General features: G+C 67.6%; 23 protein-coding genes. 16 read left to right on the forward strand and 7 right to left on the reverse strand.

Annotated features, from left to right (window positions below):
- Positions 1-22 precede the first annotated feature (22 nt).
- The gene (locus AC4BCK_RS16035) at positions 23-652 is read left to right on the forward strand and encodes a hypothetical protein (RefSeq protein WP_174177993.1); all 630 of its coding nucleotides are present in this window, start codon (positions 23-25) and stop codon (positions 650-652) included.
- Between the two features lie 6 nt (positions 653-658).
- On the opposite strand, the gene AC4BCK_RS16040 is transcribed toward AC4BCK_RS16035, so the two are convergent.
- The gene (locus AC4BCK_RS16040) at positions 659-1,330 is read right to left on the reverse strand and encodes a PAS and ANTAR domain-containing protein (protein WP_310108491.1); all 672 of its coding nucleotides are present in this window, start codon (positions 1,328-1,330) and stop codon (positions 659-661) included.
- Between the two features lie 288 nt (positions 1,331-1,618).
- Here AC4BCK_RS16040 and AC4BCK_RS16045 point away from each other — a divergent pair, with 288 nt between their 5' ends.
- From AC4BCK_RS16045 to AC4BCK_RS16060, 4 genes are all read left to right on the forward strand, one after another.
- Positions 1,619-1,954: a heavy-metal-associated domain-containing protein gene (locus AC4BCK_RS16045; protein WP_490566179.1), complete on the forward strand. Its 336-nt coding sequence runs from the start codon at positions 1,619-1,621 to the stop codon at positions 1,952-1,954.
- 54 nt (positions 1,955-2,008) lie between these two features.
- Positions 2,009-4,147, forward strand: coding sequence for a heavy metal translocating P-type ATPase (locus tag AC4BCK_RS16050; protein WP_490566180.1), 2,139 nt, complete (start codon positions 2,009-2,011; stop codon positions 4,145-4,147).
- 84 nt (positions 4,148-4,231) lie between these two features.
- Positions 4,232-4,753: a hypothetical protein gene (locus tag AC4BCK_RS16055; protein ID WP_490566181.1), complete on the forward strand. Its 522-nt coding sequence runs from the start codon at positions 4,232-4,234 to the stop codon at positions 4,751-4,753.
- A 75-nt stretch (positions 4,754-4,828) separates the two neighbouring features.
- On the forward strand, positions 4,829-5,449 hold the full coding sequence (locus AC4BCK_RS16060; protein ID WP_490566182.1) for a DUF305 domain-containing protein: 621 nt from the start codon (positions 4,829-4,831) through the stop codon (positions 5,447-5,449).
- Between the two features lie 194 nt (positions 5,450-5,643).
- Here the strand turns inward: AC4BCK_RS16060 and AC4BCK_RS16065 are convergent, their stop codons facing one another.
- The gene (locus AC4BCK_RS16065; RefSeq protein WP_310108477.1) at positions 5,644-6,912 is read right to left on the reverse strand and encodes an FAD-dependent oxidoreductase; all 1,269 of its coding nucleotides are present in this window, start codon (positions 6,910-6,912) and stop codon (positions 5,644-5,646) included.
- A gap of 237 nt (positions 6,913-7,149) precedes the next feature.
- On the opposite strand from AC4BCK_RS16065, the gene AC4BCK_RS16070 reads away from it, so the two are divergent.
- From AC4BCK_RS16070 to AC4BCK_RS16085, 4 genes are all read left to right on the forward strand, one after another.
- Positions 7,150-7,788: an arsenate reductase/protein-tyrosine-phosphatase family protein gene (locus AC4BCK_RS16070; protein ID WP_174177980.1), complete on the forward strand. Its 639-nt coding sequence runs from the start codon at positions 7,150-7,152 to the stop codon at positions 7,786-7,788.
- A gap of 100 nt (positions 7,789-7,888) precedes the next feature.
- Positions 7,889-9,043 carry an LCP family protein gene (locus tag AC4BCK_RS16075; protein ID WP_490566183.1) on the forward strand — a complete coding sequence of 385 codons (1,155 nt, stop codon included), beginning with the start codon at positions 7,889-7,891 and terminating at the stop codon, positions 9,041-9,043.
- Between the two features lie 165 nt (positions 9,044-9,208).
- Positions 9,209-10,264 carry an LCP family protein gene (locus AC4BCK_RS16080; protein ID WP_363940159.1) on the forward strand — a complete coding sequence of 352 codons (1,056 nt, stop codon included), beginning with the start codon at positions 9,209-9,211 and terminating at the stop codon, positions 10,262-10,264.
- Between the two features lie 188 nt (positions 10,265-10,452).
- Positions 10,453-12,156 carry an alkaline phosphatase D family protein gene (locus tag AC4BCK_RS16085; RefSeq protein WP_490566184.1) on the forward strand — a complete coding sequence of 568 codons (1,704 nt, stop codon included), beginning with the start codon at positions 10,453-10,455 and terminating at the stop codon, positions 12,154-12,156.
- A 40-nt stretch (positions 12,157-12,196) separates the two neighbouring features.
- Here AC4BCK_RS16085 and AC4BCK_RS16090 read toward each other — a convergent pair whose 3' ends face one another.
- A complete protein-coding gene (locus AC4BCK_RS16090; RefSeq protein ID WP_174177975.1) occupies positions 12,197-12,583 on the reverse strand; it encodes an HAAS signaling domain-containing protein in 387 nt (128 codons plus the stop codon).
- On the reverse strand, positions 12,584-12,928 hold the full coding sequence (locus tag AC4BCK_RS16095) for a PadR family transcriptional regulator (RefSeq protein ID WP_174177973.1): 345 nt from the start codon (positions 12,926-12,928) through the stop codon (positions 12,584-12,586).
- Positions 12,929-13,094: 166 nt separating this feature from the next.
- On the opposite strand from AC4BCK_RS16095, the gene AC4BCK_RS16100 reads away from it, so the two are divergent.
- Together AC4BCK_RS16100 and AC4BCK_RS16105 are read left to right on the forward strand one after the other, a co-directional pair.
- Positions 13,095-13,871, forward strand: coding sequence for a histidine phosphatase family protein (locus AC4BCK_RS16100; RefSeq protein WP_174177971.1), 777 nt, complete (start codon positions 13,095-13,097; stop codon positions 13,869-13,871).
- Complete coding sequence (locus tag AC4BCK_RS16105) at positions 13,840-14,781, forward strand: NAD(P)H-hydrate dehydratase (protein ID WP_490566185.1); 942 nt, start codon at positions 13,840-13,842, stop codon at positions 14,779-14,781. The genes AC4BCK_RS16100 and AC4BCK_RS16105 overlap by 32 nt, the downstream gene beginning before the upstream one ends.
- Positions 14,782-14,946: 165 nt before the next feature.
- On the opposite strand, the gene AC4BCK_RS16110 is transcribed toward AC4BCK_RS16105, so the two are convergent.
- The gene (locus tag AC4BCK_RS16110; protein ID WP_174177967.1) at positions 14,947-15,369 is read right to left on the reverse strand and encodes an Hsp20/alpha crystallin family protein; all 423 of its coding nucleotides are present in this window, start codon (positions 15,367-15,369) and stop codon (positions 14,947-14,949) included.
- Between the two features lie 241 nt (positions 15,370-15,610).
- A complete protein-coding gene (locus AC4BCK_RS16115; protein WP_490566186.1) occupies positions 15,611-15,793 on the reverse strand; it encodes a hypothetical protein in 183 nt (60 codons plus the stop codon).
- A 276-nt stretch (positions 15,794-16,069) separates the two neighbouring features.
- Here AC4BCK_RS16115 and AC4BCK_RS16120 point away from each other — a divergent pair, with 276 nt between their 5' ends.
- Positions 16,070-18,301 carry a S9 family peptidase gene (locus AC4BCK_RS16120; RefSeq protein WP_490566187.1) on the forward strand — a complete coding sequence of 744 codons (2,232 nt, stop codon included), beginning with the start codon at positions 16,070-16,072 and terminating at the stop codon, positions 18,299-18,301.
- An 89-nt stretch (positions 18,302-18,390) separates the two neighbouring features.
- Here AC4BCK_RS16120 and AC4BCK_RS16125 read toward each other — a convergent pair whose 3' ends face one another.
- Complete coding sequence (locus AC4BCK_RS16125; protein WP_174177963.1) at positions 18,391-18,843, reverse strand: SRPBCC family protein; 453 nt, start codon at positions 18,841-18,843, stop codon at positions 18,391-18,393.
- Between the two features lie 284 nt (positions 18,844-19,127).
- Between AC4BCK_RS16125 and AC4BCK_RS16130 the strand changes: the two genes are divergently transcribed.
- From AC4BCK_RS16130 to AC4BCK_RS16145, 4 genes are all read left to right on the forward strand, one after another.
- Positions 19,128-19,877: a peptidoglycan-binding protein gene (locus AC4BCK_RS16130; protein ID WP_490566927.1), complete on the forward strand. Its 750-nt coding sequence runs from the start codon at positions 19,128-19,130 to the stop codon at positions 19,875-19,877.
- 6 nt (positions 19,878-19,883) lie between these two features.
- Complete coding sequence (locus AC4BCK_RS16135; RefSeq protein ID WP_490566188.1) at positions 19,884-20,984, forward strand: zinc metalloprotease; 1,101 nt, start codon at positions 19,884-19,886, stop codon at positions 20,982-20,984.
- Positions 20,981-22,291, forward strand: a complete 1,311-nt coding sequence (locus tag AC4BCK_RS16140; protein ID WP_490566189.1) for a hypothetical protein — start codon at positions 20,981-20,983, stop codon at positions 22,289-22,291. Before AC4BCK_RS16135 ends, AC4BCK_RS16140 begins: the two co-directional genes overlap by 4 nt.
- A gap of 82 nt (positions 22,292-22,373) precedes the next feature.
- On the forward strand, positions 22,374-24,974 hold the full coding sequence (locus tag AC4BCK_RS16145; RefSeq protein WP_490566190.1) for an AMP-binding protein: 2,601 nt from the start codon (positions 22,374-22,376) through the stop codon (positions 24,972-24,974).
- Positions 24,975-24,997 lie beyond the last annotated feature (23 nt).

The following is a 24,997-nucleotide window of genomic DNA, read 5'->3' on the forward strand; positions in this document are numbered from 1 at the left end:
GTGCGGCCAGGACGGAAGAGACATGACATACCGCACGCCACTGCTTGCCTCGCTGGCTGTTTCCGCCGTGCTGCTCTCCGGCTGCGCCGCGGCGGCGGGGTCCGTGGGAGCTGCCCAGGCGCCGTCGTCGGATGCCTCCGCTGCGGCACCCTCAGCGCAGGGCGGCCACGCGGGACATCACGGCGGCGGCTCACCTTCCCAGCGCACTGCCGTCAGTGAACCCAGCGAAGCAGCGAAGATGGTGTGCGGTGACCAGCCGATGGACAGGCTCACGGCGATCCTTGACCTGGACCAGGACCCTCACACCGTCAACAGCTGGGCGGACAGCACCTTCACCTGCACGTACCACCTGGACGAGGGTGCGCTTGATATCTCCGTCCGGGAAGCACCGGACAAGGCTGCAGCGCTGACGTACTTTGACGCCATGCAGGCGCTGGCTGAGGACGCGACGCCGATCGAGGGACTCGCCAGCCTCGGCTTTCCCGCCTACGAAACCGCGGACGGATCGGCAGTGTTCCAGAAGGACAGCTTTGTGCTGCAGGTTGACGCCTCGGGTTTGCCGGAGACCTTGGGCCCGGATGGCATCACCCGCAATGCGCTGGCCTACCAGTTGTCCACCACCATCCTGGCGTGCTGGGTGGAGCACCACTAACTGGCCCTAGACAGCCCGCTTCCGCTGCGCCGCGTTCCCCCGGCCATACATCTCGATGGCCTTGACAGCAGCTTCCAGGTACTTGCGCGACTCCGCCGAGTTGGCCAGCTGCACCAGTTCGGCGGCCACCACCACCAGCTTGACGTTGCGGTGGCTGCTGGTGCTCACCAGCATCTGGAAGGCATCGTCAGACCCCATTTTCAGCTGGCCCATGAGGATGCCGCGGGCCTGGTCGATGACGGTCCTGGTGGAGGTGGCCCCGATGACCGCGTCACGGGCGGTTTGCTCGGTTTCACGCTGGAGCGTTGAGGTGAGATCGAGCATGATGCCCTCCAGCGCGGTGACGCGGCCGCCGTCCACGATGGCGTCACCGGTTGTCAGGACGCGCCGGGTCCTCCCCTGGGCATCGATGATCCGGTGGTACATGCAGAAATAGCCGCCGGTCCGGACAACCTGCGCCACAATTTCCTCGCATTTGGGCCGGTCCTCCGGATGCTTGTGCGAGAAGAGCAAGTCCAGGGTGGGCACAACCTCGCCCCGCCGGTATCCGTGCAGCTGGAACATGGCATCCGACCAGTGGATCTTCCATGTTTCGATGTCCACGCGGAACGTCCCGGCCACGCACTGGTTGTCCCCCAGCGCGCTGGAATAGGTATAAGGGCCGGTCAGCTCTGACACAGGGCCACCTCCATGTAGCGTCCAACACGTCCCCGGCTGTTGGCACAGTCCGCACTCCTCCCATTATGGCCGGGCAAGGCCCCCGGGGTAAGGGCTTACGGCCACTTCCGCAGCAATCCGGAATCTGGATGACGGGGAGGCCTTGACGCTTATACCCCCTGGGGGTATATTAAAGGTGTTGTCAGTGAAGTGGTATGTCCAGGCCGGTGCCCCGCACCGCCGTCACAGCCGTTCAACCCCAGCACCTGCCCAGCAAGGAATTGTCCTTCACCAAGGAATGGAACTGACATGTTTGATAGCGCGAACCGCACCGAGCTTCCCCTGGCCTCCAGCACCGGCTGCAGCTGCTGCTCCCCCGCAGGCCACGCGCAGAAGGCGCCCGCCGCCGTCGCAAATTCCGACGCCGCTGCCCCCTCCCGGCGCACCTTCTCCGTCGAGGGCCTCACCTGCGGGCACTGCGTCCGGACGGTGGAGAAGGCCGTCTCCGCCCTTGACGGCGTCGAGTCGGCCTCCGTGGACCTGGTGGCCGGCGGCCGTTCCGGCCTGACCGTTGCCGGCTCCGTTTCAGACGCGGCGGTCCGCCAGGCCGTCACCTCGGCCGGGTACTCCCTGGCTGCCAACTGATTTTCCGCGCCGGGGCTGCTGCCCCGGGTTGCGGCGCCCTCCAAGGAGGATCCGATGCAGGACCATCAGCACCACCATCACGACGACGACCGCCCCCTAAGCGGGACCCTCACCGAACTTGCGGCTGCTTCAGGCAGCGGGCACGGGCACCAGAACCACGGCCACGCCGCGCGCCGGGATGACGACCATGCCGTCCACACGCACGGGCAGCACGCCGGACACAGCACAGCCATGTTCAAGAACAGGTTCTGGCTGACGCTGGCGCTCTCCATCCCCGTGGTCTATTTCAGCCCCATGGTGGGGCACATCCTGGGCTACATGGCCCCCATGTTTCCCGGCTCAACCTGGATCCCGCCCGTCCTGGGCACGGTGATCTTCCTCTACGGCGGCCAGCCATTCCTCAAAGGCGGCCTGCAGGAGCTGAAGGACCGCCGGCCGGGCATGATGCTGCTGATCGCCATGGCCATCACCGTGGCGTTCGCCGCGTCCTGGGTCACCAGCCTTGGCCTGGGGGGCTTCGACCTGGACTTCTGGTGGGAGCTCGCGCTGCTGGTGGCCATCATGCTGCTGGGCCACTGGATCGAAATGCGGGCCCTCGGTTCTGCACAGGGCGCCCTGGATGCCCTCGCGGCACTGCTGCCTGATGAGGCCGAACGCATTACGGACACCGGCACGGAAACCGTTCCCGTCTCCGAACTCCGGCCAGACGACCTGGTCCTGGTCCGTTCCGGCGCCCGGATGCCTGCGGACGGAACGGTGGTGGAGGGGCAGGCGGAAGTCGACGAGTCGATGATCACGGGAGAATCCAAAACCGTGCCGCGCGGCCCGGGCGACACCGTGGTGGCCGGAACCGTGGCCACGGACACCAGCGTCCGCGTCCGCGTGACGGCAGTGGGCGACGACACCGCCCTGGCCGGCATCCAGCGGCTGGTGGCCGAGGCACAGTCGTCCTCCTCCCGGGCCCAGGCCCTGGCCGACCGCGCCGCGGCCTTCCTGTTCTACTTCGCCGCCGGCGCAGGTGTCCTCACCTTCATCGCCTGGACCCTGCTGGGCAGCATCCCGGAAGCCGTCACCCGCACCGTGACCGTCCTGGTCATCGCCTGCCCCCACGCCCTGGGCCTGGCCATCCCGCTGGTCATCGCCATCTCCACCGAACAGGCCGCCCGGGCCGGGGTGCTGATCAAGAACCGGATGGCGCTGGAACGCATGCGCACCATCGATGTGGTCCTCTTCGACAAGACCGGCACGCTCACCACGGGCGCACCCGAACTGAAGGACGTGGCCGCCGCCGAGGGCGTGGACGCCGACGAGCTGCTGGCCCTTGCCGCCGCGGTTGAATCGGACAGCGAGCACCCCGTGGCCCGGGCCATCGTCCGCGCGGCACGGGAACGCAACCTCACCCTTCCTGCCATCACGGATTTCGGCTCCCTGACCGGCCGGGGCGTGCGGGCCTCCGTGGGCGGACGCACCGTGCACGTGGGCGGGCCCGCGCTCCTGCGCAAGCTGGGCGCCGTCGAACCTTCCGCCCTGGCCCGGTCCACCCGGGCGTGGATGGACCGCGGCGCTGCCGTCCTGCACGTGATTGACGACGACGGCCGCGTGCTGGGGGCGGTCAGCCTGGAGGACGCGGTGCGGGCGGAGTCGCGCCAGGCCGTGGCGGCCCTGCAGAACCGCGGCGTGAAGGTGGGCATGATCACCGGCGACGCCCGGCAGGTGGCCCAGGCCGTGGCGAAGGACCTGAACATAGATGAAGTGTTCGCCGAGGTGCTGCCTGCGGACAAGGACAAGAAGGTTGCCGAGCTGCAGGCGCGCGGCCTGAAGGTGGCCATGGTGGGTGACGGCGTCAACGATTCGCCGGCGCTGGCCCGCGCCGAGGTGGGCATCGCCATCGGGGCCGGCACGGACGTGGCCATGGAGTCCGCCGGCGTGGTGCTCGCCGGAAACGATCCGCGCGCGGTGCTGTCCATGGTGGACCTCTCCCGGGCGAGCTACCGGAAGATGTGGCAGAACCTGGTGTGGGCCACCGGCTACAACATCCTGTCCGTTCCGTTGGCCGCCGGTGTCCTGGCGTTCGCCGGGGTGGCACTCTCCCCCGCGGCCGCGGCGGTCCTGATGTCCGCGTCCACTATTGTGGTGGCCCTGAACGCCCAGCTGCTGCGGCGGGTGAAACTCAACCCGTCCGAGGTACGTTGAAGGTACTGAACCCGGCCCGTCCCAGTCCCGTCCCGTCCAATCCAGTCCCGTCCCGTCCCGTCCACTGAAGGAGGAGGAACCAGCATGACCGCACGCGCCAGCGTCCTGCCGGCAGCCCTCCTCCGCGCGGGGCTGCTGGCTGCGGTTATGGCCATCGTGGCCGGAATCTTCGGCATGCACGTCATGACCGCGGACCATTCCTCGCACGCAGCCCACGCGGGCGCCGCCGTCGCTGCCGGGGACGCCGCCGTCGGGCACGCTCCCGCTGGGCACACCGCGGCGGAACATGCCGCCGTGGACCATTCAGCCGGGCACACCGCCGTCGAACATTCCGATGCCGGGCACGCAGCGGTTCTGGCGGACGCTGTGGGCGCGGCGAGCGTGGCCTTTACCGCCTCCGAATCATGCAGCGCGGGCTGCCCGGATGTGCGGGAAGGCGGCGCGTCCTGCACCCCCCTGGCCAAGACCGGATCGCTCGCGGCCGTCCCGCCCCCGGCCAACCCCACCGCGCTTCTGGCTCCGGCGTCAGGCGCTCACGGAACCACCGGTTACTCCTTCGTCCCGCCCAGCAAAACGCCCTGCGAACTGTCCATCAGCCGAACGTAAACCGACTGCGCTGCGTGGTCCCGCCCACGCCTCCACAGGCCCAGTTCACCTACGTTCCTGAAGGACCAACACACAATGAACAGCAAGATCAAAGCCCTGTCCGTCGCCGCTGCGCTGGCAGCCTCACTCGGCCTGGCCGGGTGCGCCGCAGACTCCGGAAGCTCAGGGGGAAGCACCATGCCCATGAACCACGGCAGCTCCGGCCCCGCGTCCACCATGATGCCCGATGCCAGTGCCGGCCATAACCCTGCGGACATCGCCTTTTCCCAGATGATGATCCCGCACCACGCACAGGCCGTGGAGATGAGCGACATGATCCTGGCCAAACCGGACATGCCCGCGGACGTCACCGCCCTGGCCACCAAGATCAAGGACGCGCAGGCGCCGGAGATCGACACCATGACCGGGTGGCTCAAGAACTGGAACGTGCCCACCATGATGTCGGACCACTCCGGGCACGGCATGACCGGCATGGTTGATTCTGAGGGCATGGAGAAGCTCAAGGACGCCCAGGGAACGGACGCCGTCCGGCTCTTCCTGGAGCACATGATCGGACACCATGAAGGCGCGATCGACATGGCGCAGCAGGAAATCGCCGCAGGCAAGCACCCCGAAAGCATCCAGCTGGCCCGCGACATCGCCACGTCCCAGGAAGCCGAGATCGCCGAGATGAAGGAAATGCTCGCCGGGCTCTAACCCTCCCCCCACGACGCTCTCTCACTTAATGCCCCAAATCGGCCAACGCTCTATCACCTAACGCACCAAATCGGTCAACGCTCTATCACCTACCTCGCGAGCATGAACGAGCGTCTGTCCGGGGACTGCGTCAAGTGAGAGAGCGTCCGTCCGGGGACTGCGTCAAGTGAGAGAGCGTCCGTCCGGGAACCGCGTTAAGTGAGAGAGCGTCCGCCCGGCTGGCGGCGCCTGGATCGCCTGGATCCAGCCGCCGCCGGTTTCACATGCTCGGGGCGGATTCCGACGCCGATAAACCGTGCGGTGAAGCGGCGCAGCAGCGGTGAGGCGATACGGATCACCGCGACCACCCAGCGCGGCGCGAAGCGACGGCCCGTGGCTGCCCTGGAGATGGCCTTGTGCCCGTTGCGCTGGATCAGCTGCATGACTTTCACCGGCATCTCGCGGCGCCGCTGCACAGCCGCGAGCTTCTCCACCGGGGCCGTTCCGGCAGCCAGGTCCCCCGAAATGGCGTTGAACAGCGCCACGGCGTCCTGGATGGCGAAGTTCACGCCGACGCCGAACACCGGGGACATTGCGTGGGCGGCATCGCCGATAGCCATGAAGCCCGGCCGGTACCAGCGCCGGAGCCGGTTGATCTGGACGGAGAGGAGTTTGACCTGCTCCCAGTCCTGCAGGGTGCCAACCACCGGCTGCAGCACAGGAGCCGCGCGAGTGAGCCGTTCACGGAGTGCGCCCAGACCTGCAGCCCGGAGCTCATCGAGTCCGCCTTTCTGGATGGCCATGCCCGACTGGTACCTGTCGCCCCGGTCAAGGGTGAGGACCATCCCGCGGGAGGAGATATACCCGAGGGTCACTGGCGGCGGCGAGGGCGGTTTGGGAAGGTTGAACCACAGCACGTCGATGGGCACGCCGAACTCATCCGGTACCAGCCCCGCCGCCGAGCGCAGCACGGACGCCCGCCCGTCCGCGGCCACGGTCAGCGTCGCACGGATCTCGCGTCCGCCGTCGGGCGTTTCAACCCGCACGCCACGCACCTGGTCCTGCTCCATGATCAGTCCGCCGGCCTCCGTGTTCATGAGCAGCTCGAAGGTGGGGAAAGCTGCCGCCTCGCGGGCCAGGAAGTTCAGGAAGTCCCACTGCGGGGCCAGGACCAGGAAGTTGTCGGGGGCCCGGAGGGTGCGGAAGTCGGCCATGGTGATGCGCTGCCCTTCCACAACGGCATCCAGGGTGGGCAGCCGGGTGAGGGGCAGCTGCAGGAATTTCTCCCGCAGCCCGAGCTCGCCGAGCAGGGTCACGGTGGACGGATGCACGGTGTCGCCACGGAAGTCGCGCAGGAAGTCCGCGTGCTTCTCCAGCACCGTGACTTTCAGGCCGGCGCCCGCGAGCAGGTATCCGAGCACCATGCCGGCCGGACCGCCGCCGGCGATCACGCAGTCGCGTTCCGGCTGGTCCTGTGGACTCATCGTGCCCCTCCTCCGCATCGGTTCCTGCATCCATGGTGGGCGCAGTGCCGCCGGATTGGTAGTGATGCGTGGCGGTGCCGCTGGGTCAGGTGAGAGAGCGTGCGGCCAAAAGCTGCGTCAAGTGAGAGAGCGTCGGGCGAAAAGCTGCATCAAGTGAGAGAGCGTGCGGGTGTTGCGTGTTAAGTTGAAACGTGCGGGCCGGACGGTCCGCGCACCGGCTGGAAAGAGAAAATCCCCTTGGACACATCCGCACCAGTACGAATCCTCACCGTCTGCACCGGCAACATCTGCCGCTCTCCGGTGGCCGAGCGGCTGCTGCAGGCAGGCCTCAACCAGGCGGTGCCGGGCGGTTTCGTGGTCACCAGCGCGGGGACGCGCGCCATGGTGGGCGAGCCCATGCAGCCCATCTCCGCGGACATCGTGCGCACCTTCGGCGGGGACCCGGACAACTTCGCGGCCCGCCAGCTGACCCCGGCGATCCTGCGCGGCGTGGACCTGGTTCTCACCATGACCACCGGGCACCGCGGCGAAGTGCTCCAGCTGGACGCCTCGCTCCTCAAACGCACCTTCACCATCCGCGAATTCGCCCGCATGCTCGACGTCCTGGACCAGCGCGCGGCAGCATCGGGCGGGGGCACGCCTCCTGCAGGAACGGCCGACGACGGCGACCGGCTGGCTGCCAACACCGCCTTCTGGAAGAGCCTGGCAGCGAGGGCAGCGGGGGTCCGGCATTTGTCCCTGCCGCCGAATGCAGGGGACAACGACATCATCGACCCGTACCGGCGCTCGCCCGAGGTTTACCGGCAGATGGAGGACGAGCTGGCTCCGGCCATCGTCTCCATCCTCCGCCACGCACGCCTGAACGTTCCCGCCTGAGCCGGCCTCCGCCGTCGTCGTTTCAACCTGTGGTTATCTCTGCGGTTTTTCTGCGGATTCCCCCGATGTAATGGATTTTTGCCGGTGCTAATTTTCCCAAATGGGCATCCAGCTGCACGATCCAAGCACCCAGCCAACAGACGCACCCGAGCCGGCCAAACGCCGCAGGCGCCGCCCGTTGCGGACCATCCTGCTGGTACTCCTTGCCGTGGCAATCATCGTTCCTGCCTCCCTCGGGGCCTACCTGTACAGCCTGGGACAGATCTACGAGTCCGAGATCACCACCATCGACTCTCCCTGGCCGGCGGAATCCCTCCGGCCCCAGCGCCAGCAGGCGGGCGCTGCCGCGGGAGAGCCGGCACCCGGTGATGCCGGCGGGCCGGGCGGAAGCCAGCCCGGCGCCGGAACAGCGGAGGGCTCCCAGAACGCCGTGGCCGACGGCATGCTGAACATCCTGGTGATGGGCAGCGACAGCCGCGGCGCCACCACGGAAGAGGCCCTGTCCGGCGGCAACTCCAACCAGCGCGCCGACACCCTGATGCTGGTGCACGTCCCCGCGGACAGGTCCAAGATCTTCACCGTCTCCCTGATGCGGGACACGTGGGTCGACATTCCGGGCCACGGCCAGGCGAAGATCAACGCAGCCCTCGCCTACGGCGGCGTCCCGCTGATGGTGCAGACGGTCGAATCCCTGTTCAACCAGCGGATCGACCATGTGGCCATGATCGACTTCGAAGGGTTCGTGGGCATGACCGACGCCCTGGGCGGGGTGCAAGTGAACGTCACCCAGCCGTTCGTCTCGCCGCACAGCAGCAAGAAGTACGCCAAGGGGCCCACGGTCCTGGACGGCAAGGGAGCCCTGGACTTCGTCCGCGAACGGTATGCCTATGCCGACGGCGACTACCAGCGGGTGCGCAACCAGCAGGCCTTCCTGCAGGCGCTGCTGGCGAAGAACCTCAGCCGGGACACGCTCCTCAACCCCGTGAAGATCCACAACGTCATCAGCGCCATGGCACCCTTTGTCAGCGCGGACAGCGGCCTCAACGCCGGAACGCTGGCGCGGCTGGGGCTGGAGCTCCGGAACGTCCGCTCCGACGACATGGAGATGTTCACCCTCCCAACGCTCGGAACGGGAACGTCGGCAGACGGCCAGTCCATCGTGATCCCGGACCGCAACGCCATTGCGGGGCTCTCAAGGGCCCTGGCAGATGACAGTTTGGACAAGTTTGTAGCCAGCAGGGGCCTCGCGGGCTGACACTGATCCCACCTACCCACAATGAGGTGAGACATCGTGAGCATGCCTGGCGGTCCTGATTCATCCGGTCCCTCTGGTCCTGGTTCGTCCGGGCCCGGTTCATCCGGGCCCGGAGGCAACGGGCCAACCGATCCATCCGGGCCCGGCCCGCACGGCGGCAGCTGGGTGGCACACGGCCGCCGGCGGTGGATCGCGGCGCTGCTGGCGCTTGCGCTGGTGGCTGTGGCCGTCGTCGCCGTCATCAGCCTCAACCGTCCCGCCCCCGAGGCCCAGCCCGCGGCGACGCAGAGCGAGTCGCCGTCGCCGTCGCCATCCGAGACACCGTCCCCCTCGGAAACCCCTTCTGAGGCACCTCCGCCTGCCCCTGCTCCCCCGCCGCCTCCGGAACCCATCCCGGACCTGCCGGCCGTGCCCATGAATGTGCTGGTGATCGGCAGTGACATGCGCGGCGTTGCCAAGGACGCGGCGGCACACACGGCGGCGACCGGCGAAGCGATGGACCACCGTTCGGATACCCTGATGCTCGTCCACGTCCCGGCCGACCGCAGGACCCTGTACATCGTGTCCATCAACCGGGATACCTGGGTGGACATCCCGGGCTTCGGCGGGGCGAAGATCAACGCCGGGCTGCAGTACGGCGGCATCGACATGACCACACAGACGGTGCAGCAACTGCTCGGAATCACCATCGACCACACCCTGATGCTGGACTTTGGCGGCCTCAAGGTCCTCGTGGACGGGCTGGGCGGCATCGACGTCAACGTCCCCATTCCCTTCCAGTCCACGCACGACACCGGGCACGTCTTCGGCCCCGGAGTCAACCACCTGGACGGCCAGGCGGCGCTCGAGTTTTCCCGCGAGCGGTACGCCTTCTCAGACGGCGACTTCCAGCGGGTCCGCAACCAGCAGATCCTGCTCAAGGCCATCCTGTCCCGGCTGACCGCGGGTGGCGTCCTCAACGATGTCAACGCCGTCCGCAGCTTGGTGGGCTTCGCTTCCTGCTGCCTCACCGTGGACAAGGGCTTCGACCCGGTCCAGGCCGCCATCCTCGCCTACAGCCTGCGGAACCTGGACGTCAACGCCATCGGCACCATGACCCTGCCCACGGCCGGAGCCGGGTTCGTGGCCGGCCAGTCCGTGCTGTTTCCCGATTACGGCGCCATCAATGCCGTGGGGGCAGCACTGCGGGAGGGCCGGATCGGCGAATTCGCCGTTCCATAGGGGATGTTGGGCAAGGGCAGTGCCGCCCGCCCGATGAACGGCCCGGCCCCGCACGGTGCTGGGCAGCACCGCGCGGGCGGCCCAAGGCCGTTCCTGCCGGAGGGGTGTTCCCGGCTGTTCAGGCACCCGGCACCCCGCGTTCACCCGGGGGCCAGAGTCCGTGCGCCCGGCGGCGGCAGCGTGGGGGCATGACTTCGATTTCACCGGCCGCCGTGCCACGCCGCACCATCGTCAAGGGATCCGTCCTCGCCGCCGCGCTGTCCGCCGTGCCCGCGTCCGCCCACGCCGGCACCGTCCGGGCCGCCCCGCGCCAGAGTCCCGCCGGCATCGCACTGGTGCGGAAACGGCTCACGCTGCCCAGCGGCCTTGCCACCGGAGATGTTACGTCGGACTCTGCAGTGCTGTGGTCGCGGGCGTCGGGGCCAGGGCGGATGACGGCTGTCCTGCGGGCCGTTGACGGCGGCGGCGAGATACTGCGCGGCCGGGGCGCCTTCGAGCGCGTCATGAAGGGGCCCCGGGCCACCCAGGCGTCCGACTTCACCGCCAAGATCCACGCCGGCAACCTGCCGTCCAACACCCGCTTCGCGCTGGACATCAGTTTCGAGGACGACGGCGGAGCGGGCGGTGAGAGCGTGCGCGGCACCTTCCGCACGGCTCCGGACGCCGGGACGTACAACGGCCGGGGCCGCAACGGCGACTCGAACAACGGAGGCGACGCACCGTCGTCGTCCGCCCAAAGCTTTGTGTGGACCGGCGACACTGCCGGCCAGGGCTGGGGCATCAACGAGGAGATCGGCGGCATGCGCGGCTACCGGGCCATGCACCAGACCCGGCCGGACTTCTTTATCCACTCCGGCGACACCGTGTACGCGGACGGGCCGCTGGCCGAAACCGTGGTGGAGAAGGACGGGCAGGTATGGCGGAACCTGGTCACCGAGGAGGTGTCCAAAGTAGCTGAAACCCTCACCGAGTTCCGCGGCCGGCACCGGTACAACTCCATGGATGCCAATATGCGCGCCATGTTCGCCGACGTCCCGGTGATCGCCAACTGGGACGACCACGAGACCACGAACAACTGGTACCCCGGCGAGATCCTGGACGATCCCCGCTACACCGTCCGCGACGTCAACACCCTTGCCGCCCGCGGCCGCCAGGCATGGCAGGAGAACATGCCCATCGCCGATTCCGCAGCGCTCTGGCGGCCGGGAACGTTCGACGACGCCGGCCAGTACCAGCCCGCCCGCATTTACCGGAAAATCAGCCGCGGCCCGCAGCTGGACATCTTCTGCCTGGACATGCGCACCTTCAAGTCCCCCAACACGGACGGCAAGGAAGCCTACGCAACGTCCATCCTGGGCCAGGAGCAGGTGGACTGGCTGATCCGGGAGGTCTCGAAGTCGAAGGCGACCTGGAAGGTGATCGCCGCGGACCTGCCGCTGGGGATTATCGTGCCCGATGGCGCCGTGAACCAGGAGAGCCTGGCCAACCGTGATCCCGGCGCACCTTTGGGCCGCGAGCTGGAGATCGCCGGGGTGCTGAGCGCCTTCAAGCGGAACCGGGTGAAGAACATCGTCTGGCTGACCGCCGACGTGCACTACTGCGCCGCGCACCACTACTCCCCGGAGCGTGCCGCGTTCACCGACTTCGATCCGTTCTGGGAGTTCGTGGCCGGCCCCATCGCCGCAGGCTCGTTCGGCCCGAACGCCATGGACGGCACGTTCGGGCCCGAGGTGGTGTTCTCCAAGGCGGGCAAATTCGCCGGGGAGTCACCGCGCGACGGCGAGAACCAGTTCTTCGGGCACGTCCAGCTGGACTCCGACACCTTCACGGTGAGCCTGCGGAACGCCAACGGCGCCACGGTGTTCTCGAAGGTGCTGACGCCGCAGCGGTAGGGCGGTGCGGTGTGATGCAACTGCCATGGCAGGCCCGGCGTTACCGCGGGTCCGGGAGGTGCCGATCCATCCGCTGGCCGGCCACGATCAGGGCAGCCGTGACAGCCACCACCGCACTAAAATACGCGAGCGTGCCGGAGATGCCGAAGCTGACGTCGAGCGTCCCCCGCAGCACCAGGTACGCAGCGAGCGTCGCGATCACAACCAGCCCGGCAAGGTTTCCCACCCGCGCGCCCCTCGAGGTGGTTGTGCCTGCGGGGAATGAAGCCGCGTAGTCTTTTGGCTGCCCGAAGGCTGCTTCGCCGCTTTCGCCGCTCTCGGCCAAGTGGCTGCTGACCTCCTGCAGCCTGCTGCTGACCATGTCTTCGTTGAGTTTCCGCTGGCGCAGTTCATAAGCCAGGGCCTTCAGGTATTCCTGTGACGACATTTAGTGTGCCTTCTTTTCCTCTAGCAGGTCCTTGATGAGCGCAGAAAACCGATTCCAGTCCCGGGCCGACTCCTCAAGCCGCTGCCGGCCTTTAGGGGTCAGGGAGTAAAACTTCTTTCCCGGGCCAGCGTCCCCCTGACGCCATTCGGAGCTGACAAAACCGTCCGTCTCCAGCCGGTTCAGCGCCGGGTAGAGCGTCCCGCCGCTGAGCCCGTCAAACCCGGCAGCCTTCAGCGCCTGGATGATCTGGTATCCGTAGGCCTCGCTCCCGGCGACGGCCTGCAAGATGCAGGTGGGGAGCACAGCCCGCACCCAGTCACTGGGCCATCGCTTGTCGGGGGTCATGGCTAGATAGTGTCACAGGCTAGGTTGTTACACAACCCAATGCGTTGCCGGGAGTGACCCCGGACTGCCCGGCCGGCCGCCGTCGTCCGTTATTTTCCCGGCGCCGTGGGTACGCCGCTGGTAGTGTTCCTGCATTCGGCAGGGCACGCGGACGGGGTGATTCTTTGTGAAGGACGACGGACTGACAGAGGCTGTGCAGGAAGCCGGGGCGGTGGAGCTTCTGCTGATCCGCCACGGCGAAAGCGAAGGCAACGTGGCCGCCACCGATGCCCGGATGGCAGGGGCGGAAGTCATTGCTGTGCCTGCCCGGGACGCAGACGTGAACCTCTCGGGCACCGGCCAGGAACAGGCCAAGGCACTCGGCGCGGCGCTGGCCCGCATCGCCGAGGAATTCCGGCCGGACGCCGTGGTCTCTTCCCCCTACGCGCGGGCCTTCCAGACGGCCGAAATCGCGGTGGAGGCTGCGGGCTGGCCTGTGAAGGTCCAGCTGGATGAGCGGCTGCGGGACCGCGAACTGGGCATCCTGGACAGGCTGACCCGGCTCGGCGTGGAGAAGCGCTACCCGGAGGAGGCCGAACGCCGCGAGTGGCTGGGGAAGATGTACTACCGGCCGCCGGGCGGTGAGTCCTGGGCGGACGTGGCGCTCCGGCTGCGCTCCGTCCTGGACGAACTGAACAACCTCGGCAGCGGGCACCGGGTGATGCTGGTCTGCCACGACGCCCTGATCATGCTGTTCCGGTACGTGCTGGAGGGAATGACGGAGAAGGAACTCCTGGACCTGGCGGCCAGCACCTCGGTACTGAATGCCTCCATCACCCGGTTTGTGCGGCCTGCCGGCGAGGGCCCCTGGACGCTGGAGAGCTTCAACGTTGCTGACCACCTGACCGAACACGGCGTCACCGTCACCGAACATGCAGGGGATTCCAGTGTCCACCCACAGTGATACCGCCCCGCCAACCCTCGTCACGCCGTCGCTGCTCCGCGACTGGCCGCTGCCGGCGCCCGGAGAGGACAAGTATTCGCGCGGCTCCGTCCTGGTGATCGGAGGCGCGCGGGCAACGCCGGGGGCGGCGCTGCTCGCCGGCGCGGCCGCACTGCGTGCCGGTGCCGGGAAGCTCACCCTGGCCGTGGCGGAATCCGTGGCCGTCCAGGTGGGCGTGGCGCTGCCTGAGTGCGGGGCCACGGGGCTGCCCGAAACCGCCAGCGGGTCCGTCACGGGTGAGGGACTGGACCTGATTTCGTCATACCTTGACAGCGCTGACGCCATCCTGGTCGGCCCGGGCCTGGACGATCCGGACCTCGCCGAGGACCTGCTCCGGGCCCTCCTGGAGCGGGAGGCCGCCGCCGGGGACAAGAACGACGGCGGAGGGCCCGCCGTCGTTCTCGATGCCTTCGCTTTGGGTGCTTTGGTGAACGTTCAGGACCGGTGTGACCCGTGGAAGGGCCGGCTGATCCTGACGCCCAACCCCAAGGAGGCGGAGATCCTGCTGGAGCGGGACCTGAAAGACCTGCCGGCGGATCTTGCGGAAATCGCCGACAGGTACCAGGCCGTGGTGAGCTGCCAGGGGCTCATTGCCCGCCCGTCCGGCCCGGACGCCCCGGAGGAGTCGGAGCTGTGGAAGATCACCACCGGTTACGGCGGGCTGGGCACATCCGGCAGTGGCGACGTCCTGGCTGGGGCCATCGCCGGCCTCCGCGCCCGGGGAACCACGGGACCGCAGGCCGCCTGCTGGGGAACACACCTCCACGCGGCCGCCGCGGACCGGCTGGCCAGCAGGCTCGGCCCCCTGGGATTCCTGGCCCGCGAACTGGCCGACGAACTGCCCGCCCTGATGCTGGAGCTCAACACCTGAGTCCGGGCATGGGACGACCCCCGGCCGAAACCGGGGGCCACCGTATCGGGAAGTTCAGGCGCAACCTGCCGATGCGCTGGAAGCGCTGTGGCGTGCTCAGAATGGCCATCCGCCCTGAAGAGGCAGTACACAATCAGTGCCCGACGTCCCGATCCTGTGTTGAAACTAGGCGGCGATTTCCTGCTTTGCCCCCTTCGTCTCAATTTCGATCTTCCGCGGCTTGGCCTTTTCGGTGACAGGAATCCGCAGTGTCAGGACACCGGCGTCGTACGTAGCCTTCACATTTTCAGCATCCAGGGTGTCCCCGAGGATCAGCTGGCGGCTGAACACGCCGCGCGGCCGCTCGGAGGCGATCAGCTCGGTGTCCTTGCCCGCAGGATCAGGCCGCTCGGCCTTGACCGTGAGGACATTCCGTTCCACATCCAGATCCACTGAATCCACATCGACGCCGGGCAGATCAAAGGCGACTACAAATTCCTGGTCCTCACGCCATGCGTCCATCGGCATGGCTGCCGGACGCGCTGCGGTGCCGAGGACCTGCTGGGCCAGCCTGTCCAGCTCGCGGAACGGATCGGTTCGCATCAACATGGCTTCCCTCCTCGTAAGAGACGGTCCAACACTTTTGGTATCAGCCGATCTGTATTGGCTGATATAGATTTTTTATCACTGGCGAGGCAGGTCCGCAAGCGTCACGCCAAAGATTTTTCGGACTTTTTTTGGGTGCCGGAATCCGCGTCGGAATGCGGAAAAAGGGGCCTTCCGCATGGTGCGGAAGGCCCCTTTTCCGGCTGCTCCTGGGTTGGGATGTGGCGGTGTTCGCCGCGCCGGCTCAGTCCCGGGTGGGGTCCGGCCGCAGTGGTGCGGGACCGGGGTCCGGTACGGGCAGCGGCCCTGGCGGCTCGGGTGCAGGGAAGGGATTGGGGGCCGGCGGGCCGGGATGTGCCGGATCCGGCTGGGTGGGGCCCGGTTCCGGCGGGAACGGCTCGGGCTCGTGCACTGGCGGGATGGTCATAAACTTCCCCTCTCACGCTGGGCGGATGTGCCTTGGCGTGAACAGGATACGCCTGCCACCTCAAGCCGACCAGCGCCCTCGGGTGAGAGAGCGTAGGGGGAAACGAGCATCAAGTGAGAGAGCGTCCGGGGAAAACCGGCGTCAAGTGAGAGAGCGTTGGGGAAAACGAGCGTCAAGTGAGAGAGCGTCCGGGGTGGGAGGAGAGGGGTTTGGCGGTGTTATCCCCCGGTAGCGAACGGCGGCAAAATTGTCGGGGCGGCTCTATATATTGAAGGCATGACCCAGACTCCGCTGCAGGACTCCTCCGCCACCGCCGTTCCTACCCCGCCGGCAGCAAAGAAAATTCCGTCCGAACGCCTCCACCACGGGGACACCTTCGTGGACAACTACGAGTGGCTGCGGGACAAGGAATCCGCCGAGGTTGTGGAGCACCTGAAGGCCGAGAATGCCTACCAGGAAGCAGTCACCGCCCACCAGGAGCCGCTGCGGGAGGCCATTTTCCAGGAAATCAAGGGCCGCACCCAGGAAACGGACCTTTCCGTGCCGCACCGGAAGGACGGCTGGTGGTATTTCAGCCGCTCGGCCGAGGGCAAGGAGTACGGCATCCAGTGCCGGGTCCGGGCCGCGGACACCGATGACAAGATTGCCGACTGGACACCGCCCGCTGTCCAGCCGGGCATCGAAATCCCCGGCGAGGAAGTCCTGCTTGACGGCAACGTGGAGGCGGAGGGCAAGCCGTTCTTCTCGGTGGGAGGTTCGGCCGTAACGGTCGACGGCAACCTCTACGCCTATGCGGTGGACAACTCGGGGGATGAACGTTTCACCCTCCGCATCAAGGACCTCCGCACCGGAGAACTGCTGCCTGACGTCATCGAGAACATCTTCTACGGCGTCGCCTTCTCGCCGGACGGCACCCGGATTTTCTACACCGTGGTGGACGACTCCTGGCGCCCCTACCAGGTGAAGGCGCACACCCTGGGAACGCCCGTGGCCGAGGACGTCGTCATCTACCAGGAGGACGACGCCGCCATGTGGCTGGGCTTCGAGCTGTCCTCCGACCGCCGATACCTGGTGCTGGGCATCGGATGCTCGGAGTACAGCGAGACGCGCCTGCTCCGCTTTGACGACCCCGCCCAGGAACTGACCACCGTCATCTCCCGCAACGAGCGGGTGCTCTACGAGGCGGAGCCGTTCCTCCTCACCGGCCCGGACGGCAACGCCAGCGAACGCATCTTGCTCACGCACAACCGCGGCGCCATCAACTCCATGGTGTCCCTGGCGGACCCGGCCGAGCTCGCCAGGCCGCTGTCCGGGCAGGACTGGGTCACCGTCGTCGGGCATTCGGACGACGTCCGCGTCAACGGGGCCGGCGTCACCTCCACGCACCTCATCGTGTCCATCCGCAAGGACACCATTGAACGGGTGCAGGTCATCGGGCTGGACGGGCTGGGTACTCCGGCGCAGGAGGCCCCGGTTGAGCCCGCTTTCGATGAAGAGCTGTACACCGCGGGAGTGGGCGGCTCCGATTACGAGGCACCCGTGATCCGGCTGGGTTACACGTCCTACTTCACGCCGTCGCGCATCTATGACTTTGTCCTGCCCACCCCTGAGATGCCGGCAGGCGAACTGCTCCTGCGGAAGGAAAGCCCGGTCCTGGGCGGCTATGACGGCAACGACTACGTGGCCACCCGCGAATGGGCCACCGCTGCAGACGGCACCCGGATCCCGCTGTCAGTGCTGCGGCACAAGGCCGTGAAACAGGATTCGACGGCGGCGGGCCTGGTGTACGGCTACGGCTCCTACGAGATGAGCATGGACCCGGGCTTCGGCATTGCGCGGCTCTCGCTGCTGGACCGCGGCGTGGTGTTCGTGATCGCCCACATCCGCGGCGGCGGGGAGCTTGGCCGGCACTGGTACGAGAACGGCAAGAAGCTCACCAAGAAAAACACGTTCACCGACTTCGTGGACGCCACCGACTGGCTGGCGGCCTCGGGCTGGGTGGACCCGTCACGGATCGCCGCCCTGGGCGGTTCGGCCGGAGGCCTGCTGATGGGTGCCGTGGCGAACATGGCACCCGAGAAGTACGCCGCCATCGTGGCCCAGGTGCCGTTCGTGGACCCGCTGACCAGCATCCTGGATCCGGAGCTGCCGCTGTCCGCCCTGGAGTGGGAGGAGTGGGGCAACCCCATCACGGATCCCGGTGTCTACGAGTACATGAAGTCCTACTCCCCCTACGAGAACGTGCGCCCGGCCGCCTACCCCAAGATTGCCGCCGTCACATCCTTCAACGACACCCGGGTCCTCTACGTTGAGCCGGCCAAGTGGGTGCAGGAGCTGCGGAACAAGACCACCGGTACCGAGCCGATCGTCATGAAGATCGAGATGGACGGCGGACACGGGGGCGCCTCCGGCCGGTACGTACAGTGGCGCGAGCGGGCCTGGGACTACGCGTTCATCGCCGATTCCCTCGGGGCCACGGAGCTGCTGCCGGGGGCCGGCCTGAAGTAGGCCGGGCGTACGCCATCGATTGCTCCGATACTGCCGTTGAGGGCCCCCAGAACGGCAGTATCGGAGCAATCGATGGGAAACCAGGCAGCTCAGGCCTCCGGGTGCGCTGCCAGCCACTCCGCCAGGGTTTCGAGGTTGGCGCGGACCGTGCGGCCCTGGGCCCGTTCAACGAGCGGGTCGGCCAGCTTGCCGAACACGCCGCCCAGTCCTGTGGCAGCGTCGATCCGCTGGGTGAGGCGGGTGCCGCCGTCGGCCGGTTCAAGGGTGAAGGTGATGGTGAAATCCAGCTTGCCCTCGACCGAACGGGACACCATGCGCCGGGGAGGATCGAACTCGGTAACCTCGACGGTCCAGTCGAACTGCCTGCCCATCACTTTGCTGGTGCCCCGCCCGCGGGTGCCGACGCCCAGGGGGCCGTCCCCCACCTGCTCCGAGGACGTGACGGAGGAATCGAAGACCGCGACGTTCTGGAACTTCGACACGAAGTCAAAGACCTCCTGCGGCGGCCGGGCAACAACAACACTTTCTTCTACAACAGGCATGGGAGCCTCCTTCACAGGGCACCTGATGCCGGCTCGGCTCTGCCGGCACGATAGGCAGGCACAGCGCCAGAGTGGACCTTCGGCAGGCCGGTGTCAATGCCCTGCCGGAAGGGCCGGCACCGCCTGCGAATGAAGCCGCGCGCGTGTGGTCCCACAGGCCTGACCAGCGGTAACGCTCATGACGCCTCCAGTACCCATAAATGCTAATCAGGCTTACTATTGTCTGGCTGGCTGCCCGCTGGGGGCAGGACAACCAGCGCCGCATGTGGAGGTTTTGCGTGAGCATGGAACAGGAAATGCGTCCCCTGACCGACGACGAACTGATGTCAGAGCAGGCAACGGCCCTGCCGGACAAGGAAGTCGCCTCTGTCCTGGACTTGAATGCCGACCTGGACCTGGGCATCGACGCGGCAGCGCCCATCGACCTTGCTGTGGCAGCAAACGCCAACGTCGCAGCACCGATTGACGCCGCAGCCTCCGCCAACATTCTTTCCTACGGCTCGGACGCCCAGGCACTCGCCGATCAGGGCGTCGTGATTGAGCAGGGCATCGTGGCGGATGCGAATGCCGAGTCCACCCAGGACAGCACCATCGACCAGGGCAATGACACGGTGGACGGCGGAAGCCCGGATGCGGGAACCACCGCAGGAACGGCCGACGGCGGCGCCCTCCTCCCCGATGGCACGCTTCCGGACGGAACCCTGACCGACGGAACACTAACCGACGGCACGCTTCCCGACGGAACCCTGCCCGATGTCGGCGCGGTGCCTGTGGATCCCGCAGCGGCTCTGGACGGCGACCTGCTCAACGTCAACGTGGACCTTGCTGCGGACGCGGACATCGCGGCGCCGATCAACGGTGCCGTGGCTGCCAATGCGAACGTCGCGGCCCCGATCGACGCGGCTGTGGCCGCGAACATCGGTTCCATCGACAGCCAGGCCTACGCCGTGGCCGAGCAGGACGCCATCATCAGCCAGCACATTGAGGGCCAGGCCAACGCCTCTGCCAACCAGCAGTCCAACCTCGAACAGTAAGCACAGATGACCCAAACCAGCGGCGGGCCGCGCCCCCAGGCGGGCCCGCCGTCGTCCTCTGCCCTGGAAACTGAGCCCCACCTGCGGGTTCCCCGCCTTGCCGACGGCGTCCAACTGATCGGCGAGTCAGAAGGATCAGGCTACCGGGAGCCGCCTTCCCTGGTCCGCCGCGCCGACGGACAAACCCTCCAGCTGACACCGCTGCTCTATCTTGTGCTGGAAGCCGTGAACGGGACCCGCGGCCTATCCGAGATTGCGGAGCATGCCAGCGCCGGGTCCGGCAGGCTCATCAGCACTGACAACGTGCGCACCCTGATCGATTCGCAACTGCTGCCGCTTGGCCTGCTCCGGCTGGCCGACGGGTCCCAGCCCGAAGTCAGGAAGGCAGATCCGCTGCTGGGCATGCGCTTCCGCTACACGGTGACGGATCCGGTGCGGACGGGCAAACTCACGGCTCCGTTCGCCGCACTTTTCAACCCCCTGATCGTCGCGGCGGTTACCGTGGCCTTCCTGGCGGCGTGCTGGTGGGTGCTGATGGTGAAGGGACTCGGATCAGCCACCCACGAAGCTTTCGAAAACCCCCTCCTGCTCCTGCTGATCTTCGCCATCACCATCCTGTCTGCAGGCTTCCACGAATTCGGTCACGCCGCCGCAGCACGGAAAGGAGGCGCCATCCCCGGCTCGATGGGCGCGGGCCTCTACCTGGTCTGGCCGGCATTCTTCACAGATGTGACCGACTCCTACAGGCTGGGCCGCGGCGGCCGGCTCCGGACGGACCTCGGCGGCCTCTACTTCAACGCCATCGTTGCCGTGGCAATCATGGCACTCTGGTGGGCCACCGGCTTCGACGCACTGCTGCTGGTTGTGGTGACGCAGATCCTGCAAATGGTCCGGCAGCTGCTGCCCCTGGTCAGGTTCGACGGCTACCACATCCTGGCGGACGCCACCGGCGTGCCCGACCTTTTCCAGCGCATCAAACCCGTCCTGCTGGGCATGCTTCCATGGCGCTGGGGGCGGCCTGAAAATAAGGTCCTCAAACCATGGGCGCGCGCCGTTGTGACGCTTTGGGTCCTGGTCACCGTGCCCCTGCTGCTGTTCAGCTGGTGATTTCGCTGCCACGGCTGCTGGCCACCGCATGGAGCAGCGCCGCCCGGCAGCAGGGCCTGCTGGCAGAAAGCCTTTCGGCCGGAGACCTGGCCGGGGCCGCGGTACGCTTCCTCGCCATTGTTGCCGTGGCACTGCCCATGCTGGGCATGCTGTACATCCTGCTGCGCCTGGTTCGCCAGCTGCTCACCGCGCTCTGGCAGAAGACCCGCGGCAACGCTGTGCAACGTACCGCTGCATTGACAGTGGTGGGTGCCCTCCTTGCCGGCCTCGCCTGGGCATGGTGGCCAGACGGCGCAACCTACCGGCCCGTCCAGCCCTACGAACGCGGCACCCTCGCGGATGCGACCACATCGATCCTCCCGGCCGGCGATACCGCCTTGAAAGAAGGGCGCGGCGGACGCACAGTGGCCCTCTGGCCTGCGGGCACCCCGACGCCCACGCGCGAGAATCCCCAACTGAGCATGGTGCTTGTTCCCGTTGCAGGCCCGTCCGGTACCGGGCCTGCCGCATCCACGGCCGCGGACGCTTCCGCCGCGCCGTCCTGGGTATTCCCGTTCGATCGGCCCGCCGCCCCGGAGCCGGACGGCACCCAGGCCCTTGCCATCAATACCAGCGACGGCTCAGTCACCTACAGCGTGGCATTCGCGCTGGTATGGGCTGAGGACGGCGAACCGGTGGACGCACGTAACGAGGCATACGCCTTTGCCAGCTGTACAGGCTGCGCGGCGGTGGCGGTCGGTTTCCAGGTGGTTCTTGTTGTGGGGCAGGCGGACGTCATCGTCCCCGAGAACCTGTCAGCTGCCGCAAACTACAACTGCCTGGACTGCCTTACCTATGCGCTGGCCAGCCAGCTCGTGCTCACCCTCGACGGTCCGCTTGAAGGGGACAGCATGGCCCGACTGACAGCCCTGTGGGAAGAAATTGCCGCGTACGGCAGGAACATCCACAACGTCCCGCTTTCGGAGATCCAGGCCGCGCTCGCATCCTACAAGGAACAAATCGTAGCCATCATCAGGGCAGATCCCGGCGCCTCGGCAGGTCAGCCCGCCAGCCGGACGGCCTCGCCCAGCCCAGCCTCCGCGACCGCACCGGCGGACCCGGCTTCGGCGGCCCCCGCCACCGAGCCACCTGCTCCTGCTCCGGCTCCGGCTCCGGCTCCTGCAGGATCCGGGGCAGCAACCGCGGCCCCGACCGGCGGAGCCAGCCCGGCGCCGTCGTCCACTCCGGTTCAGACCGCACAGCCGACGGCGGCCACGGGTCCCACTGTCCCCGCCGCGGAACCGCTCCCCACAACGGACGCAGGCTAGGACGGTAACCGATTATTTCTCCACCGGATGGTCTATAACAGTGGTTTTTACTTAGGTGAGGCTTAGCTAATACCATGGTCGGATGACCACGCAGCTTGATTTCGCGCGGGTACCTTTCGCTGCCGATCTTTCGAGCTACGGAAACAGGCCTGCCATCATCACCGACGGACTGACCCTCACCTACGGGGACCTTGCCGACCGGGTGGACAGCTTCGCCCGAAGGCTCGGCACCGAACGACGCCTGATCGCGCTCGCTGCCTCCAACGACGTCGAATCCGTTGTTGCCTACCTGGCAGCCCTCGCCTCCGGCCACCCGCTGATCCTGCTCCCGGAGGACAAGCCGGCGGCCCTCGAGTCTCTGGTGGCCGCGTACGATCCCGACGTGGTGGTGCGCTCGGCCGACGGGCAGTGCGTCCTGGACGAACGCCGGCCCGGCACCCGGCACACCCTGCATCCGGACCTCGCCCTGCTCCTCAGCACCTCCGGGTCCACGGGCTCCCCCAAACTGGTGAGGCTTTCCCACGCCAACCTCCAGGCCAACGCCGAATCCATTGCAACCTACCTGCAGATCACCCGGGACGACCGCGCCGCCACCACGCTGCCCATGTCCTACTGCTACGGGCTCTCCGTCATCAACAGCCACCTCCTGCGCGGCGCAGGCCTGGTCCTCACCGGGCTGTCCGTGGTGGATCCGTGCTTCTGGGAGCTGTTCCGGCGGGAGGGCGCCACAGCCTTCGCCGCTGTTCCCTACACCTTCGAACTGCTGGAGCGCGTGGGCTTCGCGGACATGGACCTGCCCGCCCTGCGCTATGTCACCCAGGCCGGCGGCCGGCTTGCCCCGGACTCGGTGCGGCACTACGCCGAACTGGGCCGGGAGCGGGGCTGGGACCTGTTCGTCATGTACGGCCAGACGGAGGCCACCGCCCGCATGGCCTACCTGCCGCCGGACCTGGCAACCGACCATCCCGGCGCAATCGGTGTTCCCGTTCCAGGCGGAGCCTTCCGCATCGAGCCCGTCCCGGGGCTTGCCGACGGCGAACTCGTGTACAGCGGCCCGAACGTGATGCTGGGCTATGCAGAGAGCCCTGGCGACCTGGCGCTGGGCCGCACTGTCACCGAACTGCGCACCGGCGACCTCGCCCGGAAGAACAGCGCCGGCCTCTACGAGGTGTGCGGGCGCCGCAGCCGGTTCGTCAAGATCGTTGGGCTGCGGGTGGACCTGGGCCAGGTGGAACGCCTCCTGGCGGATCTCGGCGTGGTAGCGGCGAGCGCCGGGACGGACCAGCGGCTCGTCGTCGCCGTCGAAGGGGACCACGACACCCACCTGCTCACCAAGGTCCTGGCCCAGGGGCTGGGACTGCCGCGGGCCGCCGTCGACCTCCATGCCGTGGAGGAGCTCCCCCGCCTGGGGACGGGCAAGGTGGACTATCCGGCCGTGGCTGCCCTGCCGTCGGCACACCCCTCCCGTCCGGCCGCAGCCGCTGAGTCCGCGGGGGACGCATCCGGCGCCGCAGCCCGGCCCGGCAGCACCACGCAGCCGGACACGGTCAGGCGGATCTTCGAGGACACGCTGGAACTGACGGACATTTCCGACGACGACACGTTCGTTTCGCTCGGCGGCGATTCCCTGTCCTTCGTGGCCGCCTCAGTCCGGCTCGAGCAGGTGCTGGGGCACCTGCCGCCGGACTGGCACGTGACGCCGGTCCGGAACCTCAAACCGCGGCCGGACAGGAACAGGAACGGGCACCCGGACATGCCTGCGGACGGGCGCCAGGGTGAGAAGCCTGTACGCCCGTGGACCGCCCGCCTCCTGGCCCCGATGGACACCAGCCTCGTCCTCCGCGCCGTCGGGATTTTCCTGATTGCCAGTACCCACATCGGCCTCTTCAGCTGGCAGGGCATGGCTCACGTGTTGTTCGCCGCGGCGGGATTCAATTTCGCCCGCTTCCAGCTCTCCGGCGAGGGGCTTCCCCGCCTGCGGCGCCAGCTCACCAGCGTGGCCCGGATCGCGGTGCCCAGCATGGTGTTCATTGCCTTCGCCTACCTGGCCACGGACCGGTACGGCCTGGTGAACATCGTGCTCCTGAACGCCGTCCTCGGCCCCGAGCAGGTGACCACGCAGTGGCACTTCTGGTTCATCGAGGTGATGGTCTACATCCTGCTGGCGATGACGGCCCTGCTCGCCCTCCCCTGGCTCCACCGCGCCGAACGCCTGTTCCCGTTCGTCTTTCCGCTGGTCCTGTTTGGCGGCGGACTGCTCACCCGCTTTGAGCTAATAGAGCCCGGCGTGCCCCACACCGTCCCTGCCTTCTGGCTGTTCGCCCTGGGGTGGGTGGTGGCCCGCTCCCGCACCCTCGCCCAGCGCTGCACCGTCACCGCCCTGACGCTCCTCACCGTCCCGGGATTCTTCGAGAACCCTTACCGGGACCTCACCGTGATGGCCGGAATCCTCATGCTCGCCTGGCTGCCCACCCTCCCGGTGCCGCGCGCCCTGAGCCGGCTGGTAGTCCTGCTGGCCAGCGCCTCCATGCACATCTACCTTGTCCACTGGCTGGTCTACCCCCTGCTGACCGGCATCAGCGTGCCGCTGGCGGTAGCCGGCTCACTGGCCGCGGGAGTGGCCTACTGGGCCCTGTGCAACAGGGCGGCCGGGGCAGCAACCCGCTACCTGGCACGGCGGTGAGGTGACGACGACGGCCGCCTCCC

The organism is Pseudarthrobacter sp. As-47 (assembly GCF_058215595.1).

Excerpts from the sequence above, each read along its gene's own strand:
- AC4BCK_RS16115 (WP_490566186.1), bottom strand. The coding sequence starts at position 15,793 with ATGACCATCCCGCCAGTGCACGAGCCCGAGCCGTTCCCGCCGGAACCG.
- AC4BCK_RS16060 (WP_490566182.1), top strand. The coding sequence starts at position 4,829 with ATGAACAGCAAGATCAAAGCCCTGTCCGTCGCCGCTGCGCTGGCAGCC.
- AC4BCK_RS16135 (WP_490566188.1), top strand. The coding sequence starts at position 19,884 with ATGACCCAAACCAGCGGCGGGCCGCGCCCCCAGGCGGGCCCGCCGTCG.
- AC4BCK_RS16085 (WP_490566184.1), top strand. The coding sequence starts at position 10,453 with ATGACTTCGATTTCACCGGCCGCCGTGCCACGCCGCACCATCGTCAAG.
- AC4BCK_RS16095 (WP_174177973.1), bottom strand. The coding sequence starts at position 12,928 with ATGACCCCCGACAAGCGATGGCCCAGTGACTGGGTGCGGGCTGTGCTC.
- AC4BCK_RS16120 (WP_490566187.1), top strand. The coding sequence starts at position 16,070 with ATGACCCAGACTCCGCTGCAGGACTCCTCCGCCACCGCCGTTCCTACC.
- AC4BCK_RS16145 (WP_490566190.1), top strand. The coding sequence starts at position 22,374 with ATGACCACGCAGCTTGATTTCGCGCGGGTACCTTTCGCTGCCGATCTT.
- AC4BCK_RS16045 (WP_490566179.1), top strand. The coding sequence starts at position 1,619 with ATGTTTGATAGCGCGAACCGCACCGAGCTTCCCCTGGCCTCCAGCACC.
- AC4BCK_RS16090 (WP_174177975.1), bottom strand. The coding sequence starts at position 12,583 with ATGTCGTCACAGGAATACCTGAAGGCCCTGGCTTATGAACTGCGCCAG.
- AC4BCK_RS16035 (WP_174177993.1), top strand. The coding sequence starts at position 23 with ATGACATACCGCACGCCACTGCTTGCCTCGCTGGCTGTTTCCGCCGTG.
- AC4BCK_RS16125 (WP_174177963.1), bottom strand. The coding sequence starts at position 18,843 with ATGCCTGTTGTAGAAGAAAGTGTTGTTGTTGCCCGGCCGCCGCAGGAG.
- AC4BCK_RS16055 (WP_490566181.1), top strand. The coding sequence starts at position 4,232 with ATGACCGCACGCGCCAGCGTCCTGCCGGCAGCCCTCCTCCGCGCGGGG.
- AC4BCK_RS16050 (WP_490566180.1), top strand. The coding sequence starts at position 2,009 with ATGCAGGACCATCAGCACCACCATCACGACGACGACCGCCCCCTAAGC.
- AC4BCK_RS16105 (WP_490566185.1), top strand. The coding sequence starts at position 13,840 with ATGCAGGGGATTCCAGTGTCCACCCACAGTGATACCGCCCCGCCAACC.
- AC4BCK_RS16130 (WP_490566927.1), top strand. The coding sequence starts at position 19,128 with ATGGAACAGGAAATGCGTCCCCTGACCGACGACGAACTGATGTCAGAG.
- AC4BCK_RS16065 (WP_310108477.1), bottom strand. The coding sequence starts at position 6,912 with ATGAGTCCACAGGACCAGCCGGAACGCGACTGCGTGATCGCCGGCGGC.
- AC4BCK_RS16110 (WP_174177967.1), bottom strand. The coding sequence starts at position 15,369 with ATGTTGATGCGAACCGATCCGTTCCGCGAGCTGGACAGGCTGGCCCAG.
- AC4BCK_RS16075 (WP_490566183.1), top strand. The coding sequence starts at position 7,889 with ATGGGCATCCAGCTGCACGATCCAAGCACCCAGCCAACAGACGCACCC.